Source organism: Janthinobacterium sp. PAMC25594 (genome assembly GCF_019443505.1).
Lineage (GTDB): Bacteria > Pseudomonadota > Gammaproteobacteria > Burkholderiales > Burkholderiaceae_D > Janthinobacterium.
On sequence record NZ_CP080377.1, the window covers coordinates 1,437,814 to 1,454,640 of the forward strand.

Consider the following 16,827-nt stretch of genomic DNA (forward strand, 5'->3'; position numbering starts at 1 on the left):
GCGCGCACTTTCATAGGGATTTTCATGAACACACCAACAACAAAACCAGCACCGGGCCCGGAATTCTGGGAACGCGCCGACCAGGTCATCGCCCTGGCCAACGAGCAATGCCAGCATAGCGGCGGCAATGAAGTAGCCACCTCGCTGCTGTACGCGGCCGCCCGCTTCAACGCCTTCCTCGTCGCCAGCAAGAGCAACGACGTGGCCAAGATGCAGGAAGAGAAGGAAGGCGCCGTGGCCTTCTTCACGGAACAGTACAAGCGCATGCTGACCGACAACTTCAACGACTACATCACCAACTTCGACAAGTACACGCAACCGTCGTCCGCCCCCAAGGATTGATGTCCGCAGTCAGCCTGGACAGCCACCGCGTCCGCGCCACGCACGCCGGCAGCGTGCTCGACGGCGCGGTGCGCTACGCGCCTCTGCCCTCGCTGTGGCTGATGGCCATGCTGGCCGGCGCCGTGACGGGCGCCCTGTTTTTCTTCAGCTGGACCGGCCTGCTGCTGTTTGTCAGCGGCACGGCCATCGTCCTGCTGTTCGGCCACTCGCTGGGCAGCCACCGCAAACTGATCCACGACAGCTTTCATTGCCCAACATGGCTGGAATATGTACTCGTCTACCTGGGTGTGCTGGTGGGACTCAGTGGCCCGCTGGGCCTGCTTCGCCAGCACGAACTGCGCGACTATGCCCAGCGCCTGCCCGACTGTCACCCCTATTTGCGCCACGGCGCCGGTTTCTGGCGCGATGCTTGGTGGCAATTACACTGCCGCCTGGACCTCGACCATCCGCCGCACGTCGCCATCGAGCCGCGCATCGGGCACGACCGTTTTTACCGTTTTCTGGAAGCCACCTGGATGCTGCAGCAACTGCCGTGGGCCGTGCTGTTCTACGCCTGGGGTGGCTGGGGCTTCGTCTGCTGGGGAGTGTGCGCGCGGGTCAGCGCCGGCGTGCTCGGTCACTGGCTGATCGGCTACTTCGCCCACAACCATGGGCAAATGCACTTCCATGTCGATGGCGCCGCCGTGCAAGGCAGGAATATCCGCCTGACGTCGCTGCTGACCATGGGCGAATGCTGGCACAACAACCACCACGCGTATCCGGGCTCGGCCAGGCTGGGCCTGCTGCCGGGCGAATGGGACCCGGGCTGGTGGGTCTTGCTGCTGTGGCAACGCATGGGCCTGGTGTCCGGCCTGCGCCTGCCGCAAGACCTGGCGCCGCGCCCGGAACTGCGCCGCCTCGATCATGCCGACAATCAGGCGGCGTCGCCACCGGCCAGGTAATTGTTTTTGACGCGTACGTAATGCTCGGCCGAATAGCGCAGGTAGGCGATCTCGGCGTCCGTCAGCGCACGCACCTTGGCGGCGGGCCGGCCCACGTACAGATGGCCGCTTTCCAGCACCTTGCCCGGCGACACCAGGCTGCCCGCGCCCAGCATCACGTGTTTTTCCACCACCACGTCATCCATGACGATGCTGCCCATGCCGATCAGGCATTCGTCGCCAATGGTGCAGCCATGCAAAATCACGGAGTGGCCGATGGTCACGTACTTGCCGATGGTCAAGGGCGAACCGTCGGGCTTGGCCGCATTCTTGTGCGACACATGGCCCATGGAAAAGTCCTGGATATTGCTGCCCTCGCCGATGACGATGCGGTTGACGTCGCCGCGCAGCACGCTGTTGCACCAGATGGAGCAGTCGTCGCCGATCTGCACATCGCCAATCACTTGCGCCGTGTCATGCAGGTAGACGCGCTCGCCCACGACGGGACGGGTATTCAGGTAGGAGCTGACAGGCATCGCTTTCTCGCTTTTCATTAATTAATAAACATTCACACCCAGCCGGCGGCCAGCGCAAAAATCGCCAGGCCATGCGCCAGGGAGCTCAACTCGGCCATCGTTCACATCGGGAAAAGTACGGTGCCAACGGGCACGGGCGCAGCAATTGTATGCGGCGGCTGGCAAAATGGCTATGCCGCCGTCAAGCCGCCTTGCGCCAGCCATGCATCAGCCCATGCGCCGCCAGGCCGGCCGCCAGCCCCCACAGGGCGCCGCCCACGCCCAGCAAGGTCACGTTCGCCGCCGTCGCCAGGAAAGTGATCAGCGCCGTTTCGCGCATGCGCACGTCCGCCATCGCCTGTGCCAGGCTGTTGCCGATGGCGCCCAGCAGGGCCAGGCCCGCCAGCGCCGTAATAAAACTGCGCGGCAAGACCATGAACAGGCTGGCCAGGGTGACGCCGAAGATGCCCACCAGGATGTACAGCACGCCGCACGCCAGCCCCGCGACATAGCGTTTCGACGGGTCCGCATGGGCATCCTTGCCCGTGCAGATGGCGGCCGTGATGGCGGCCACGTTGAAGGCGTGCGCGCCGAACGGCGCCATGAGCAGCGAACCGAGTCCCGTCACCGTCAAAATGGGATTGGCACTGACGGGGTAACCGTCATTGCGCAGCACCAGCATGCCGGGCATGTATTGCCCCGTCAAGGTGATCAGGAACAGGGGCAGCGCCACGCCCAAGAGCGACGCCACGGAAAAGCGCGGCATCTCGAAGACGGGCGCGACCAGGGCCAGTTCGATGCCGTGCGCATCGATGCGCCCCTGCGCCAGCAGCAGTGCCAGGCCGATCAGCATGATGCCCACCACGGCAAAGCGTGCCGTGAAGCGGCGCAGCACGGCGTACGACAGCAGCAGCACCGCCACCAGCAGCGGGTCGGCGCTGGCGCCGCCAAACGCATTCACGCCGAACTGCAGCAGAATGCCGGCCAGCAAACCGGCCGCGATGCCGCCAGGAATCAGCCGCACCAGGCGCTCGAAGGCGCCGGACATGCCCAGCAGAATGAAGGCGATGGCCGACACCATGTAGGCGCCGATCACCTCGGCATACGGCGTGTGCGGCATGACGGTGGCCAGGAAGGCCACGCCGGGTGTGGACCAGGCCGTGATGATGGGCGCGCGGTAGCGATAGCTGAGCCAGATGCCCGTCACGCCCACGCCGATGCTCAGCGACCAGACCCAGGATGCCGTCTGCGCCGCGCTCAGCTGGGCCAGCTGGGCCGCCTGAAACACCAGCACGAAGGTGCCGCCATAGTTGACGAACACGGAGATGCAGGCGGCCAGCGTGGGGGCCGCAAGATCGCGCCAGCGCAGCCGGTCGGCCATGGCGGCGGTTGTTGTGGTGGTGGTTGTCATGTGTATGCCCCTGCCATTGAAAGGGAGCATCTTAATGGCCATATGGACTGCTCAAGCAGTCCAATTCAAACACATATAACAGACCACTTTGACGGCATCAGCCCAAGGCGCGCGCCAGGCGGACGATGCCGCTGTCGATCTCGTGCGGCGTGAGCGCCGCAAAGCCCAGCAGCCAGCCGCCACGGGCCGGCGGCGTCGCATACAGCCGGCTCAGACCGGGCAGCACGATGCCCGCCTGGGCCGCCCGGCGTAGCGTTTCCAGCTCGTCCCTGCCCTCGTGCAGCAAACATGGCATCTGCAAGCCGCCCGGCGGCAGCTGCGCCGTGACCACGTGCGGCAAGTGGCGCCGCACGGCCTGCGCCATCGCGTCGCGGCGCACGGCATAGACCTTGCGCATGGCGCGCACATGGGCCGCGAAATGGCCGTCCGCGATGAAACGGGCCAGTGTCAGCTGATCCAGTTGCGGCGTGTGACCATCGAGGATGCTGCGCGCATAGGTCATCGGCGTCACCAGCGCGGGCGGCAGCACCATGTAGCCGATGCGCAGGCCCGGATACAGCGACTTGGCGAAGGTGCCCAGATAGATCGTGCGCTGCTGTGTGTCTAGCCCCTGCACGCAAGCCGTCGGCAAGCCCGCATAGTGAAACTGGCTGTCGTAATCGTCCTCGATGATCCAGCCCTGGCGTTCCACAGCCCAGGCCGTCAGGGCCAGGCGGCGCTCCAGTGTCAGCGTGGCGCCCGTCGGGTATTGATGCGACGGCGTGACGTACACCGTGTTGGCGCCGCTGCGGTCCGCGCGCAGGTGGTCGATGGACAAGCCCTGCGCGTCGACCGGCACGGGCAGCACCTGCAATTGCGCCATCTCGAACGCCTTGCGCGCGCCAAAATAGCCGGGATCTTCCATCAATATCGGGCCATGCGCGTCGGCCAGCACCTGCGCGCACAGGTACAGGGCCTGGCGCGTGCTGCTCAAGACCAGCACCTGATCCGCCGTGGCCCGCGCGCCCCGCTCCAGGTTGACATAGTCGGCGATGGCTTGCCGCAAAGGCTCCGCGCCTTGCGGGTCGCCGTGCAGCAGGACGCCGGCCTGGTGTTCGCTGGCCGCCTGGCGCCGCAAGCGCTCCCACACGGCGAGGGGAAAGGCGCGCGTTTCCGGCAAGCCCGTGGCAAACGCCTTCACGCTCTGCTGGTCGGCCACGCCGCCGCTGGCGAGAATCTGCGCGCCGCGCATGCTGAGGGCCACCGGCTGCGCGGACGCGGGCCGCAATGCCGAAGACGACTTGCCCAGCAAGCTCGCGCCTATCGTCGCCGACACGAAACTGCCCGATCCCGTCTGCCGCTCGATGTAGCCATCGAGACGCAGCTGCGCGTACGCCATTTCCACCGTGTCGCGCGACACGCCCAGCGATTGCGCCAGCGCGCGCGTGGCCGGCAGGCGCAGGCCGGGCGCCAGCACGCCATCGAGTATCAGCTGGCGCAGCGCGCGCTGCACGCGCACGCGCAAGTCGAGCGCCGCCAGTTCAGGCGCGGCGAGGCGGATTTTCAGGGTGTCGAGTTCGAACTGCGGCGTCATGGAGCTTTCGGCGCGGCGCGGGCCGCCTCCACGGCCGCCATGCTGCTGGCCGGCGAAAAGCCGTGCTGCTGCAGCACCGCGACCAGCTGTTCGCGGGCGCAGCCCAAACGCAGGTTTTCCGCCACCCAGTCCTGCCAGGCGGCGCCGATCTCCGGCATCGGTTCATCTTCCAGCGTGAGACCGAGTATGCAGCGGGCCAGCAAGCCGTTGATCCGTTTGGTGTCGATCAGGTGCTGCACCACCGCGTGGCCCGACTGGGGAAACGGGTGCAGGGTGCAGCGGCCGAAGGCGGCCAGGCGCTGCGCGTGCATGGCGTCGAGATTCACCGATTCGCTGGCACTGGCGCCAGAGCTGGCCGCGTCAGGCCGCGTGCCGAACAGCAGGTGCAGCTGCGTATGCTCGGTCGCCCTGGCGCGGCACAGGGACGCCAGGTCGTAATAGCCGGACGGCGGTGGATCCTGCGCCAGCGACTCCATCACGGGCAGCCAGCGCAGCTCGTGATACAAACGCGCCTGCCGCACGTCGAGGAAGGACAACGGACCGAAGGCGACGATCTGCTGCACGTCCAGCAGCAAGCCAAACATGACGGCCGCGTATGCGCCCATGGACTGGCCCAGGGTAGTGACCTGGCTTGGCGCGATGCGGCGCACCAGCTCGCGCAGGGCCTGCGCCGTTTCATCCACGTGATTACCCAGGCCCGCGATCTGGCGGTGATACCAGGCATTGCCCGAATCGCGCACGAGGATTTTGTTCAGATGCTGGCCGCTGACCTGCTCCAGTTTTCTCAGGCGTCCATAAAAATCGAAGGCGGGGCGCGTGGTCCACGAAACGAAGCCGAAGGCGATGACCAGCGGCGCGCCGGGCACGATGCGGTCGACCAGCACGTCGTCGCCAGTGGTGGCGACCAGTCGATTATCCAGCGTTTGCGCTTGCAGCATCGGCCCGGCTCCCCGATCAAGGTTGAAACAGCAGAAAGCATGAGTTTAATGCCAAGGCTGGCAAAATGGAAAGCAATCGCCGCTACGGTACGCTGGCCGGCACGAAAAATCTGCTAATGTGCGGGCATCCCCCCTCACAGGAGCATCCCATGCTGCATCGCCTGACGCATCGTCTCAAATACCTGTCCCTCGCCGCCGCCATCGCCATGGCCGGCGGCTGCGCCGCCACGTCCGACAGCGCCAGGCCAGACAACGGCCTGGCGCCGCAGGCCAGCCTGACGAATACCTACTGGAAGCTGACGCAGCTCGATGGCGCCCCGGTGACGATGGCGCCGCAGCAGGAGCGCGAAGTGCGCATCACCCTCACCGACGATGGCAAGGTCCAGGGTTTTACGGGCTGCAACCGCGTGATGGGTGGCTATACGCTGGCTGGCACGGCCCTGCGTTTCACGCAACTGGCCGGCACGCGCATGGCCTGCCCGCCGCCCCTGATGCAGCTGGAAAGCGCGGTATTGGCCAACTTGAACAGCGTGACGGGCTACCAGCTTGAGGGCGAGAAGCTGATCCTGCTCAAGGATGGCGCGCCCGTGGCCCGTTTTGAATCGGTCTACCTGTGAAATAAAAATCGACTGCCGTTACAATGGCTTCCAGCCCATCATCCGGAAGGAAGCCATGTCCGCACTGCCCTCGCCGTTTTCACCCCCGCCACCATCGGCCGCCGGCCGCTATCGGGCTTTTCTGTTTGACATGGACGGCACCGTCATCAATTCCATCGCCGCCGCCGAACGCATCTGGGGCACCTGGGCGCAGCGCCAGGGCCTCGATGTAGCGACCTTTTTACCCACCATCCACGGGGCGCGCTCGGTCGATACCATCGCCAGACTGCGCTTGCCCGGCATCGACGCGCAACGCGAATCGCAGGGCATCACGGATGCGGAAATCATCGATGTGGCAGGGATTATTGAAATCGCGGGCGCGCTGCGCTTTTTACAGTCGCTGCCGCCCGCGCAATGGGCCATCGTCACCTCGGCGCCGCGCGCGCTGGCGACGGCGCGCCTGAAGGCGGCCGGCATGCCCATTCCCGCCATCATGGTGACGGCGGAAGACGTCAAGGCGGGTAAACCAAAACCCGATTGCTACCTGCTGGCGGCGGAAAAACTGGGCGTGGCGCCCGTCGATTGCCTGGTGTTCGAGGATGCGTCCGTCGGCATCGAGGCGGGCGAAGCGGCGGGAGCGAAAATCATGGTGGTCACCGCCACGCATGCGCACCCGCTGGCCACGCGCCATCCGGCCATCGCCAGCTATGAGAACATCGTGGCGACCGTCGATGACGATGGTTTCATCGTGCTGGCGCAGTCATCTGACCCTGCTGCTGCAGCACCCGCGACAAGATAGCCTGCTCCAGCGCGGCGAAAGCCGCATGGCCGCGCTGACGGGGGCGCGGCAAGTCCACCCGCACGTCCAGGGTGATCCGCCCCTCCTCGATCAGCAGCACCCGGTCGGCCAGCGCCACCGCTTCGGCCACATCGTGCGTCACCAGCACGGCCGTGAAACCGCGCGCCAGCCACAGCGACTCGATCAGCTGCTGCATCTCGATGCGCGTCAGGGCGTCGAGCGCCCCCAGGGGCTCGTCAAGCAGCAGCAATTGCGGTTCGTGCACCAGGGCGCGCGCCAGCGCCACGCGCTGCTTCTGCCCGCCCGACAGGGCCGCCGGCCAGTCGTCCGCCCGCTCGGCCAGGCCCACCGTCCACAGCGAGGCGGCCGCCGCGCCGACGGAGCGGGGTAGCCCCAAGGCCACGTTGTCGAGCACCGTTTTCCACGGCAGCAGCCGCGACTCCTGGAACATGATGCGGATGTCGGGCGCGCCCACGCCGCTGCCGATGGCGACCCTGCCTTCATCGATGCTTTCCAGCCCCGCGATCGCGCGCAGCAAGGTGCTCTTGCCACAGCCGCTGCGCCCCACGATGGCGACGAATTCTCCCGCTTCCAGCTGCAGGTCGACGTTGTTCAGCACGGACCGGCTGGTGTAGGATTTACTCAGGTTCGTCAGTTCCAGCGGCACGCCCCTGCGCTGCAAGGGAGCCTGCGGAGCTACCTTCGCCTGCGGGGGCGCACTGGCCGGGTCGTACTGCACGAAGTGCGACAAAAAATCCGTTTCGATCTGGATGGGGGCGAGCAGCATGGTTTTTTCTTTCCTCATTATCGGTAGGCGGGATTCCAGCGCAGGCAGTGGCGTTCCAGCCGGCGCGAGAATAAATCGGCCAGCTTGCCCAGCAAGGCGTACAGCAAAATCCCCACCAGCACCACGTCCGTTTGCAGGAATTCGCGCGCATTCATGGTCATGTAGCCGATGCCGGCCTGCGCCGAGATGGTTTCGGCGACGATCAGCAGCACCCACACGAGACCCAGCGAAAAGCGCACGCCAACTAAAATGGAGGGCATGGCGGCCGGCAGGATCACGTCGCGGTACAGGGGCCAGCCGGACAAGCCGTAGCTTTTCGCCATTTCGATCAAGCCCTGGTCGGCCGAGCGGATGCCGTGGAAGGTGTTCAGGTAGACGGGAAAGAACACGCCGACGGCCAGCAGAAACAGTTTCGCCGTCTCGTCGATGCCGAACCACAGTATCACCAGCGGGATCAGGGCCAGGGCCGGGATGTTGCGCACCATTTGCAATGTCGTGTCGAGCAGGGTTTCCGCGTGGCGGAAGCTGCCCGTCAATAGCCCCAGCAGCAAGCCCAGTCCCGCGCCGATGGCGAAACCGAGCGTCGCGCGCCACAAGCTCGTTTTCAGGTGCAGCCACAATTCGCCCGACGCGGCCAGGTGCCAGAAGGCTTTCGCCACGGCCCACGGCTCGGGCAGGATGCGGCTCGACAGCCAGCCCCACTGCGCGGCCAGTTGCCAGGCCAGCAGCAGCGCCACGGGCAAGGCCCACGGCGCCAATGCATTGCGCCATGGCGTGCCGGGCGGATGCTTGACGGTGGCCGTCGCCATCTCAGGCCGCCTTTTTCTGTGGCGCGGCCGGCACGATATTGCTGGCCATGACTTCGCCGAAAGGCCCCGTCAGTGACTGCTCACCCACGGCCTTGCCCTTGCCCAGCAGCGGGAACACCAGTTCGGCGAAGCGGTACGATTCTTCCAGGTGCGGATAGCCCGAAAAAATGAAGGTGTCGATGCCCAGGTCCGCGTATTCCTGCATGCGCGCCACCACGGTCGGACCGTCGCCCACCAGGGCCGTGCCCGCGCCGCCGCGCACCAGGCCCACGCCGGCCCACAGATTCGGCGACACTTCGAGCTTGTCGCGCCGCCCGCCATGCAGGGCCGCCATCCGTTGCTGGCCCACGGAATCCATCTTGCCGAACGCCGCCTGCGCCTTGGCGATGATGTCGTCGTCCAGGTGGCTGATCAGTTCATCGGCCGCGCGCCAGGCCGCCTCGTTCGTTTCGCGCACGATCACGTGCAATCGGATGCCAAACCGGACCGTGCGGCCTTTTTTTGCCGCGCGCGCGCGGATGTCGGCGATTTTCTCGGCGACGGCGGCGGGCGGCTCGCCCCACGTCAGGTAGACGTCCATCTGCTCGGCCGCCAGTTCATGCGCGGGCTCCGACGAGCCGCCAAAATACAGCGGTGGATACGGTTTCTGCACGGGCGGGTACAGGGTTTTCGCGCCTCTGACCTGGATATGCTTGCCCTCGAAATCGTAGCCGGCCGCGCCGCCCTCGCCCGCCAGGGTGGCGCGCCACACCTTGATGAATTCATCGGAAATTTCATAGCGCTTGGCGTGGTCGGCAAACAGGCCGTCCGCTTCCAGCTCGCCCTGGTCGCCGCCCGTGACGATGTTGATCAAGAGACGCCCGTTCGACAGGCGGTCGAAGGTGGACGCCATGCGCACGGCCAGGCCCGGCGTGGACAGGCCGGGCCGCACGGCCACGAGGAACTTGAGCTTTTGCGTCACGCTGATCAGCGACGACGCCACCACCCAGGCGTCTTCGCAGGAGCGGCCCGTGGGCAGCAGCACGCCGTCGTAGCCGAGCGTGTCGGCGGCCACGGCCACCTGGCGCAAATAATCGGCATCGACGGGGCGCGCGCCCTGCGACGTGCCCAGGTAGCGGCTGTCGCCGTGGGTGGGGATGAACCAGAAGACATTCAATGACATGATATTTTTTCCTTATTTTGTGCTGGTAGCGAGCTGGCGCGCCGGCAGCAGCGCGTCCTTGACAACGATCGGTTTCGGAATCAGCTTCAGGCTGGAAAAGGCGTCGGCCACCCTTTGCTGCGAAGCGATGACGTCAACGGAAACGGGTTTCACGCCATACGCATAGCGCGAGGCGGCCAGCGCCACGACATCCTTGCTCAGCCCAGTCTGCGCCGACAAAATCGTCGCCACTTCGTCCGGATTGTTGCGGCCCCAGTCATCGACCTTGGCCACTTCTTCGAGCACGATGCGCAGGATCTCGGGATGCTTTTCCGCATACGTGCGCGAGGCCAGGTAGAACTGGTAGTTCGCCACCAGGCCCTTGCCGTCGGCCAGCACGCGCGCGCCCAGCTGCTTTTCGGCGGCCGCCAGGAACGGGTCCCAGATGGCCCAGGCGTCCACGCTGCCCCGTTCAAAAGCGGCGCGCGCATCGGCCGGCGGCAGGAAGACGGGCTGGATGTCGGCATACGCGACGCCGGCCTTTTCCAGCGCTTTCAACAGCAGGTAATGCACGTTCGAGCCCTTGTTCAGGGCGATTTTCTTGCCCTTCAAGTCGGCCAGGGTACGCAGGCCGGAGCCCTTGGGCACGACGATGGCTTCGCTGGCCGGCGACGCCGGCTCATTGCCGACATACACCAGGTTGGCACCGGCCGCCTGCGCAAAGATCGGCGGCGCTTCGCCCACGGTGCCGAAATCGATGCTGCCCACGTTCAGGCCTTCGAGCAGCACGGGGCCGGCCGGGAACTCCGTCCATTTCACGCCCACACCCTGTTCGGCCAGGCGTTTTTCCAGGGTGCCGCGCCCTTTCAGCAGGGTCAGGGTGCCGTATTTCTGATAACCAATACGCACCTGGACCTCCCCCTTGGCCTGCGCCAGCGCCGCGGCCGGCATGCCGGCCGTCATCACGCCGGCGGCAGCGGCAAACAGCAGGCCCAAAGTGGTACGGCGCGAGAGTCGTTGTGCGTGGCGGTGTGTCATGGTGCTTCCTTGGTTGGTAAGTAACAAATAATCAGGCGGCTTGAAACTGGGGAGCGTAAGGCTGGTCTTGCAGCGAACGCACGGGATGCGGGACCTCCGCTGGCGCGGGCGGACGCCGGCCCTGCAGCACGAACAGGCCGGTAGACAGCTCCTCGATGCCGGCCTGCACGCGTTCGGCAATCGGCGCGTCCAGGCTCAGGCCCCGCTCTTCGTGCCAGGCCAGCTGCTGCGCATTGACGTAAATGCTGGTGAACACCTGCTTGGCGCCCAGCGCATGCAGCACGGGGCGCAGCGCATAGTCGAGCGCCAGGGTGTGGGCATGGCCGCCGCCCGTGGCCAGCGGCAGCACCAGCTTGCCGGCCAGGCCATCTTGCGGCAGCAGGTCGAGGAAGGCTTTCAGCAGCCCTGTATACGACGCCTTGTAGATGGGCGTGGCGATCACGATGGCATCGGCGTCGGCCACGGCGCGCACGGCGCGGGCAATCGCCACGTCGTCGTAGTCGGCCAGCAGCAAGGCACGCGCCGGCAGGTCGCGCACATGCAGCCTGGCGTAGCTGTGGCCCTGCAGCGCCAGCTGCTCGCCGATATGCAGCAGCAGGCGACTGGAACTCGATGGGAGTTGCGGGCTACCGCCCAATAACAAGATGCTCATGTGATGCCCGTCCCTGTAGGTGGTCGAAAGTGGCGTTGCTCGGATGCTTGCAGCCTATCGCCATCAGCCGCCCGGCAAAACGAATGCTTTCGCGCTTCGATATGCGTTTTTTGACTATCCGGGGCTGACGCCCCGCAAGCGAAGGCGCTCCTCCCCACATGGCTTTTTTCGCATATCCATGCGCGGTTTTCTTCGTGTACGGCACGCGCCTGGCGGTGCAATATCGGCCTCATCGTCTTTCTGGAATGTCACTCATGTCTAGCGCTTTACTCCATGCCACCCTTCCCCTGTCGCCCGTGCCGGAACCCTTGCAGGACGCCATCCGCATCGCCACCTCGCTGGCCGCGCGCCTGGCCGAAACGGCGAATGCCCGCGACCAGGCCGGCGGCCATGCGGCGCAGGAGCGTGAATGGCTGCGCGAGTCGGGTCTGCTGACCTTGTCGATCCCCGTGGAATTCGGCGGCCAGGGCGCTTCGTGGCCCCTCGTGTACCAGGTGATCCGCATCCTGGCGCGCGCCGACAGCGCGCTGGCGCATGTCTTCGGCTTCCACCATCTGCAGCTGGCCGGCCTGCAGCTGTATGGCAGCGCGCAGCAGCAGCGCCGCCTGCTCACCCTGACCGTCGACGAGCGCCTGTTCTGGGGCAATGCCTTGAACCCCCTCGACAAACGGGTCACGGCCAGCGACACCAACAGTGGCTTTATCCTCGACGGCATCAAGAGCTTTTCTTCCGGCTCGGTCGGTTCCGACTGGCTGACCGTCTCCGCCTGGCACGCACCCACGCAGACGGCGCTGATCGCCGCCCTGCCGACGCGCCAGGATGGCGTGACCGTGCAGGCGGACTGGGACGCCTTCGGCCAGCGCCAGACGGACAGCGGCAATGTGCATTTCCAGGCGGTCGCCCTGCCCCACGCGCTGGTGCTGCAGGCGCCCGCGCAGGCCGCCACGCCGCAAGCGACCGTGCGCTCGCAGATCGCGCAGCTGATCATGGCCAATTTATACCTGGGCATCGCCGAAGGCGCGTTCGAGGCGGCGCGCCGCTACACCAACGAGCAGGCGAAAGCCTGGTTTGCCTCGGGCGTGGCCAGGGCAACGGACGACCCTTTGGTGCAGCACCGCTACGGCCAGCTGTGGCTTTTGCTGCGCCCCGCGCAAGTGCTGGCTGACGGCGCGGCGCAGGAACTGGAAAAGGTGTTCCGCAAGGGCGCGCTGGTGACGGCGCGCGAACGGGGCTTGCTGGCCGTGGCCGTGGCCGAAGCCAAATGCCTGGCGCACAAGGCGGGACTGGAGATCAGCAGCCAGATGTTCGAGCTGACGGGCGCCCGCTCCACCTCGGCCCAGTACGGCTTCGACCGCTACTGGCGCAACGTGCGCGTGCATACCCTGCACGACCCCATCGACTACAAGCTGCGCGACCTGGGACGCTTTGCCTTGACAGGCACGGTGCCCGAACCGACGGCATATTCATAATTCACTCACCAAGGAGCCCGCATGACCATCGCCCGCCGCAGCATCCTCCTCAGCGCCCTGACCCTGGCCTTGACGGCCAGCTTCGCCCACGCCAAGGACCCGAAAGAGATCACCATCGGCACCAGCGCCGGGCCGTACGCGGACCAGATCAAGCTGGGCATCAAGCCGATACTGGAAAAGCAGGGCTACAAGGTCAGGCTGGTGGAATTCAATGACTACATCCAGCCGAACTTCGCGCTGGCCGAGGGTTCGCTGGACGCCAACGTATTCCAGCACATCGTCTACCTGAAGAAATTCGCGCTGGAGCACAAGCTGGCCCTGACGGACCTGATCACGATCCCCACGGCGCCGATCGCCATCTACAGCAAGAAGCACAAGACCCTGGACGACGTGAAGGAAGGCACGACGGTGGGCTTGCCGAACGATCCGACCAACCAGGCGCGCGCGCTGGTGCTGCTCGACCAGCTGGGATGGATCAAGCTGCGCGCCAGCTTCGACCCCGTGCGCGCGTCGGAAAAGGATATCGCCGTCAACACGAAGAAAATCAAGCTGCTGCCGCTGGAAGCGGCGCAGCTGCCACGCTCGCTGGGCGACACCGACTACTCCTTCATCAACGGCAATTACGCGCTGGCGTCGGGGCTGAAACTGACGGAGGCGCTGGTGGCCGAGAAAATCTCGCCCAACTACATCAACCTGGTGGCCATCCGCACGGCCGACAAGGACAAGCAGTTCGCCAAGGACCTGGCGGCCGCCTACCGCTCGCGCGAATTCCTCGACATCACGAATAAACACTTTGCCGGCTACTCGAAACCCGATTACCAGCAAGCCTTGCAAACAGCAGCCAAATAAGCCATGGCCAAGACGATACGCTTCAACGCCTTCCAGATGAATACCGTCGGCCACCAGTCGCCGGGACTGTGGACGCATGCGCGCGACCGCAGCCACCGCTATACCGACCCCGAACACTGGACGGAACTGGCGCGGCTGCTGGAAGCGGGCCTGTTCGACGCGGTCTTCCTGGCCGACGTGCTGGGCGTGTATGACGTGTACCGGGGCAGCCTCGATGCGGCCCTGGAACACGGCGTGCAGGTGCCGCTGAACGACCCGCTGGCCCTCGTGCCCATCATGGCGCAGGCCACCACGCACCTGGGTTTCGGCGTCACCTGCGCCCTCACCTACGAGCATCCGTACACGTTCGCGCGGCGCATTTCCACCCTCGACCACCTGACGGGAGGGCGCATCGGCTGGAATATCGTCACCGGCTATTTAGACAGCGCCGCGCGCAACCTGGGCCTGAGCCAGCAGCTGGGCCACGACGAACGCTACGACCTGGCCGACGAATACCTCGACGTCGTCTACAAGCTGTGGGAAAAGAGCTGGGACGACGATGCCGTCGTCAACGACAAGGCGCGCGGCATCTACGCCGATCCGGCCAAGGTACATCCGATCAACCATGCCGGGCGCCACTACCAGGTGCCCGGCATCCATTTGTGCGAGCCGTCGCCGCAGCGCACGCCCCTGCTGTACCAGGCGGGCACCTCGCCACGCGGCACGCGCTTCGCGGCGCGCCACGCGGAAGCGACATTTGTCAGTGGCCCCAGCAAGACGGTAGTGAAACGCTATGCCGACGACCTGCGCGCCGCCGTGCGGCAAAGCGGACGCGATGGCGATGCGCTGCTGATCTACGCGCAGGCGCTGGTCATCACGGGCGCCACGGAAGCAGAGGCGCGCGCCAAGCACGCCGACTACCTGCGCCACGTGAATATCGAGGCGGCGCTGGTGCTGCTGTCTGGCTGGACGGGCGTCGATTTCAGCCGCTACCCGCTCGACGCCACCATCGACTACATCGATTCGTCGGCCGGCCGCTCGGCGCTGGCCTCGTTCAGCCAGGCCGACCCGGACCGCACGTGGACGGTGCGCGAGGCCGCCGAATACATCGGCCTGGGCGGGCGCGGCCCGGTGCTGGTGGGCGATGCGCGCCAGGTGGCCGACCAGCTGGAAAGCTGGCTGGACGAGACGGGCATCGACGGCTTCAATCTGGCCTTCGCCGTGGCGCAAGACAGCATGGCCGACGTGGTGACCCACATCGTGCCGGAACTGCAGCGGCGCGGCCGCTATCGCACCCGTTACGAGGAAGGCACCCTGCGCCACAAGGTCTTCGGCCAAGGCCCGCGCCTGCCCGCCGACCACGCGGGACGCCAGGTCAGCATCGCGCCCGGCAGCGCCACCTTGGCTGCGGCCTGAATATCCGCTTCGCCAGCAGCTATGCATGCAAGGATGCGTTTGCGTCCAGCCCCGTTCCGTGTCAGCATACGCCACCTTGGCAACACGGATAAGGATTGCAATGCCCCTCACTCTTACACGCGCGCTGGCACTGGCGCTGCTGGCAGGCCATGGCTGCCTGGCATTGGCGCAGGCGCCAGCCACGCCGCCGACGCCGGGCTGCGACGTCTGCGCCACCTGGAATGCGGACCAGGCGCCGTTCCGCATCTTCGGCAATACCTATTATGTGGGCGTGAAAGGCCTCAGTTCCGTGCTCATCACGTCGCCGCAGGGCCACGTGCTGATCGACGGCGGCTTGCCGGAATCGGCGCCCAAGATCATCGCCAATATCGCCACCCTGGGCTTGCGCATCGAGGACGTCAAGCTGATACTCAATTCGCACGGCCACATCGACCATGCGGGCGGCCTGGCCGAACTGCAGCGGCGCAGCAATGCGCTGGTGGCCGCCAGCCCGTCGGCGGCGCTGGACCTGGCGTCGGGCGAAGTGGGGCCGGACGATCCGCAATACCACGCGCTGCCCAAGTACCCGCCCGTGAAGGACATGCGTTTGGCGCGCGACGGCGGCCAGTTCAATGTCGGCCCCATCAAACTGACGGCGCACGCCACGCCGGGCCACACGCCCGGAGGCCTGAGCTGGACGTGGCAATCGTGCGACGGCCCCCGCTGCCTGAACATGGTGTACGCGGACAGCCTCAACGCCGTCTCGCGCCCCGGCTTCAAGTTCAGCGCCAGCAGCGAGTATCCGAACGCCCTGGCGGATTTGCGCCACAGCTTCGAGACCCTGGAAAAACTGCCCTGCGACGTACTCGTTTCGGCGCATCCGGAAGCGTCGCAATTGTGGGAGCGGCTGGAAGCGAGCGCCACGGCCGGCAGCGACGCCTTTGTCGACCCGCAGGCCTGCCACGCCTATGTGGCGGCGGCGCGCACCTTGCTTGAGGCGCGGCTGGAGCAGGAGCGGTAGGCTTGTCAACCGTGCACGCTGGCGTGGCGCCGATCTGCTACGCTGGCGGCTATCACTTTAACCAGGAAATGCCATGTTCACATTCGCCAGACTGATTCCCCTCGCCGCCATCGTCGCCATCACCGCCGGCTGTGCGCAAACGCCAGTGCGCAGCGACGCCGCCGCCGCCGCGCCAGGCGCCACCTCGCCCGCCAAGCCGGCGCCCAAACTGACGGGCACGCAGTGGAAGCTGAAGGAATTGAAGGGCAAGCAAGTGGTGCGCAAGGCGCCCGAGCAGCGCGACGTGACCCTGCTGCTGGCCGAAGGCCGCGCCAGTGGCCATAGCGGTTGCAACCAGATGATGGGCGGCTACACCAGCGATGGCGTCAGCACCCTGAACTTTGCGCAGATGGCCGGCACCATGATGATGTGCCAGCCGCAGGACATGGACCTCGAACGCGAGCTCCTGACCACCCTGGGCGAAGTCAATGGCTACCGCTACGCCGACCAGGAATTGCTGCTGCTGAAGGATGGCGTGCCCGTGGCGCGCTATGAAGCGCTGACGGTGAAGTAATCCCAACCGCAAATACCGGGGTCGTACCCTCAGGGTACGA

Annotated in this window: 18 protein-coding genes; 9 read left to right on the forward strand and 9 right to left on the reverse strand. The window is 65.9% G+C overall.

All coding sequences use genetic code 11. The features are described from left to right. Positions 1-24 precede the first annotated feature (24 nt). Positions 25-342: a DUF3144 domain-containing protein gene (locus KY494_RS06300; protein WP_219890308.1), complete on the forward strand. Its 318-nt coding sequence runs from the start codon at positions 25-27 to the stop codon at positions 340-342. Beyond that, positions 342-1,283, forward strand: a complete 942-nt coding sequence (locus tag KY494_RS06305) for an acyl-CoA desaturase (protein WP_219890309.1) — start codon at positions 342-344, stop codon at positions 1,281-1,283. Before KY494_RS06300 ends, KY494_RS06305 begins: the two co-directional genes overlap by 1 nt. Here KY494_RS06305 and KY494_RS06310 read toward each other — a convergent pair. From KY494_RS06310 to KY494_RS06325, 4 genes are all read right to left on the reverse strand, one after another. Continuing rightward, positions 1,256-1,798, reverse strand: coding sequence for a gamma carbonic anhydrase family protein (locus tag KY494_RS06310; RefSeq protein WP_219890310.1), 543 nt, complete (start codon positions 1,796-1,798; stop codon positions 1,256-1,258). The two genes, KY494_RS06305 and KY494_RS06310, sit on opposite strands and share 28 nt — an antisense overlap. 181 nt (positions 1,799-1,979) lie before the next feature. Then, a complete protein-coding gene (locus KY494_RS06315) occupies positions 1,980-3,188 on the reverse strand; it encodes a benzoate/H(+) symporter BenE family transporter (protein ID WP_375143458.1) in 1,209 nt (402 codons plus the stop codon). Positions 3,189-3,285: 97 nt separating this feature from the next. Then, positions 3,286-4,761: a PLP-dependent aminotransferase family protein gene (locus KY494_RS06320; protein ID WP_219890311.1), complete on the reverse strand. Its 1,476-nt coding sequence runs from the start codon at positions 4,759-4,761 to the stop codon at positions 3,286-3,288. Beyond that, positions 4,758-5,699: a hypothetical protein gene (locus KY494_RS06325; protein ID WP_219890312.1), complete on the reverse strand. Its 942-nt coding sequence runs from the start codon at positions 5,697-5,699 to the stop codon at positions 4,758-4,760. The genes KY494_RS06320 and KY494_RS06325 overlap by 4 nt, the downstream gene beginning before the upstream one ends. A gap of 149 nt (positions 5,700-5,848) precedes the next feature. On the opposite strand from KY494_RS06325, the gene KY494_RS06330 reads away from it, so the two are divergent. Both KY494_RS06330 and KY494_RS06335 read left to right on the forward strand, forming a co-directional pair. Further along, positions 5,849-6,316 (forward strand): META domain-containing protein, encoded by a 468-nt coding sequence (locus tag KY494_RS06330; RefSeq protein ID WP_219890313.1) that lies wholly within the window; start codon positions 5,849-5,851, stop codon positions 6,314-6,316. 55 nt (positions 6,317-6,371) lie between these two features. After that, positions 6,372-7,094, forward strand: a complete 723-nt coding sequence (locus tag KY494_RS06335; protein WP_219890314.1) for an HAD-IA family hydrolase — start codon at positions 6,372-6,374, stop codon at positions 7,092-7,094. On the opposite strand, the gene KY494_RS06340 is transcribed toward KY494_RS06335, so the two are convergent. The 5 genes from KY494_RS06340 to ssuE are packed head-to-tail and all read right to left on the reverse strand — an operon-like array spanning position 7,039 to position 11,521. Next, a complete protein-coding gene (locus KY494_RS06340) occupies positions 7,039-7,881 on the reverse strand; it encodes an ATP-binding cassette domain-containing protein (protein ID WP_219890315.1) in 843 nt (280 codons plus the stop codon). The two genes, KY494_RS06335 and KY494_RS06340, sit on opposite strands and share 56 nt — an antisense overlap. A gap of 17 nt (positions 7,882-7,898) precedes the next feature. Then, positions 7,899-8,690: an aliphatic sulfonate ABC transporter permease SsuC gene (gene ssuC / locus KY494_RS06345; RefSeq protein WP_219136339.1), complete on the reverse strand. Its 792-nt coding sequence runs from the start codon at positions 8,688-8,690 to the stop codon at positions 7,899-7,901. Position 8,691: 1 nt separating this feature from the next. Further along, positions 8,692-9,852: an FMNH2-dependent alkanesulfonate monooxygenase gene (gene ssuD / locus KY494_RS06350; protein WP_219890316.1), complete on the reverse strand. Its 1,161-nt coding sequence runs from the start codon at positions 9,850-9,852 to the stop codon at positions 8,692-8,694. A 12-nt stretch (positions 9,853-9,864) separates the two neighbouring features. Next, entirely contained in the window at positions 9,865-10,869 is a 1,005-nt protein-coding gene (locus KY494_RS06355) for a sulfonate ABC transporter substrate-binding protein (RefSeq protein ID WP_219890317.1), read from the reverse strand. 31 nt (positions 10,870-10,900) lie between these two features. Continuing rightward, entirely contained in the window at positions 10,901-11,521 is a 621-nt protein-coding gene (ssuE, locus tag KY494_RS06360; RefSeq protein ID WP_219890318.1) for an NADPH-dependent FMN reductase, read from the reverse strand. A 254-nt stretch (positions 11,522-11,775) separates the two neighbouring features. Here ssuE and KY494_RS06365 point away from each other — a divergent pair, with 254 nt between their 5' ends. The 5 genes from KY494_RS06365 to KY494_RS06385 all read left to right on the forward strand — a co-directional run bounded on the left by KY494_RS06365 (position 11,776) and on the right by KY494_RS06385 (position 16,787). Continuing rightward, complete coding sequence (locus KY494_RS06365) at positions 11,776-12,990, forward strand: acyl-CoA dehydrogenase family protein (RefSeq protein ID WP_219890319.1); 1,215 nt, start codon at positions 11,776-11,778, stop codon at positions 12,988-12,990. Positions 12,991-13,011: 21 nt separating this feature from the next. Further along, positions 13,012-13,839 (forward strand): MetQ/NlpA family ABC transporter substrate-binding protein, encoded by an 828-nt coding sequence (locus KY494_RS06370; protein ID WP_219890320.1) that lies wholly within the window; start codon positions 13,012-13,014, stop codon positions 13,837-13,839. A 3-nt stretch (positions 13,840-13,842) separates the two neighbouring features. Then, positions 13,843-15,234 carry an LLM class flavin-dependent oxidoreductase gene (locus KY494_RS06375; protein WP_219890321.1) on the forward strand — a complete coding sequence of 464 codons (1,392 nt, stop codon included), beginning with the start codon at positions 13,843-13,845 and terminating at the stop codon, positions 15,232-15,234. 100 nt (positions 15,235-15,334) lie between these two features. Continuing rightward, positions 15,335-16,234: a subclass B3 metallo-beta-lactamase gene (gene bla, locus KY494_RS06380; RefSeq protein ID WP_219890322.1), complete on the forward strand. Its 900-nt coding sequence runs from the start codon at positions 15,335-15,337 to the stop codon at positions 16,232-16,234. Positions 16,235-16,307: 73 nt separating this feature from the next. Further along, the gene (locus KY494_RS06385; RefSeq protein ID WP_219890323.1) at positions 16,308-16,787 is read left to right on the forward strand and encodes an META domain-containing protein; all 480 of its coding nucleotides are present in this window, start codon (positions 16,308-16,310) and stop codon (positions 16,785-16,787) included. Positions 16,788-16,827 lie beyond the last annotated feature (40 nt).

What these genes read in the sequence shown, in the direction of transcription:
- KY494_RS06300 (WP_219890308.1), top strand. Translation starts at nt 25, where the DNA reads ATGAACACACCAACAACAAAACCAGCACCGGGCCCGGAATTCTGGGAA.
- KY494_RS06305 (WP_219890309.1), top strand. Translation starts at nt 342, where the DNA reads ATGTCCGCAGTCAGCCTGGACAGCCACCGCGTCCGCGCCACGCACGCC.
- KY494_RS06310 (WP_219890310.1), bottom strand. Translation starts at nt 1,798, where the DNA reads ATGCCTGTCAGCTCCTACCTGAATACCCGTCCCGTCGTGGGCGAGCGC.
- KY494_RS06315 (WP_375143458.1), bottom strand. Translation starts at nt 3,188, where the DNA reads ATGACAACCACCACCACAACAACCGCCGCCATGGCCGACCGGCTGCGC.
- KY494_RS06320 (WP_219890311.1), bottom strand. Translation starts at nt 4,761, where the DNA reads ATGACGCCGCAGTTCGAACTCGACACCCTGAAAATCCGCCTCGCCGCG.
- KY494_RS06325 (WP_219890312.1), bottom strand. Translation starts at nt 5,699, where the DNA reads ATGCTGCAAGCGCAAACGCTGGATAATCGACTGGTCGCCACCACTGGC.
- KY494_RS06330 (WP_219890313.1), top strand. Translation starts at nt 5,849, where the DNA reads ATGCTGCATCGCCTGACGCATCGTCTCAAATACCTGTCCCTCGCCGCC.
- KY494_RS06335 (WP_219890314.1), top strand. Translation starts at nt 6,372, where the DNA reads ATGTCCGCACTGCCCTCGCCGTTTTCACCCCCGCCACCATCGGCCGCC.
- KY494_RS06340 (WP_219890315.1), bottom strand. Translation starts at nt 7,881, where the DNA reads ATGCTGCTCGCCCCCATCCAGATCGAAACGGATTTTTTGTCGCACTTC.
- ssuC (WP_219136339.1), bottom strand. Translation starts at nt 8,690, where the DNA reads ATGGCGACGGCCACCGTCAAGCATCCGCCCGGCACGCCATGGCGCAAT.
- ssuD (WP_219890316.1), bottom strand. Translation starts at nt 9,852, where the DNA reads ATGTCATTGAATGTCTTCTGGTTCATCCCCACCCACGGCGACAGCCGC.
- KY494_RS06355 (WP_219890317.1), bottom strand. Translation starts at nt 10,869, where the DNA reads ATGACACACCGCCACGCACAACGACTCTCGCGCCGTACCACTTTGGGC.
- ssuE (WP_219890318.1), bottom strand. Translation starts at nt 11,521, where the DNA reads ATGAGCATCTTGTTATTGGGCGGTAGCCCGCAACTCCCATCGAGTTCC.
- KY494_RS06365 (WP_219890319.1), top strand. Translation starts at nt 11,776, where the DNA reads ATGTCTAGCGCTTTACTCCATGCCACCCTTCCCCTGTCGCCCGTGCCG.
- KY494_RS06370 (WP_219890320.1), top strand. Translation starts at nt 13,012, where the DNA reads ATGACCATCGCCCGCCGCAGCATCCTCCTCAGCGCCCTGACCCTGGCC.
- KY494_RS06375 (WP_219890321.1), top strand. Translation starts at nt 13,843, where the DNA reads ATGGCCAAGACGATACGCTTCAACGCCTTCCAGATGAATACCGTCGGC.
- bla (WP_219890322.1), top strand. Translation starts at nt 15,335, where the DNA reads ATGCCCCTCACTCTTACACGCGCGCTGGCACTGGCGCTGCTGGCAGGC.
- KY494_RS06385 (WP_219890323.1), top strand. Translation starts at nt 16,308, where the DNA reads ATGTTCACATTCGCCAGACTGATTCCCCTCGCCGCCATCGTCGCCATC.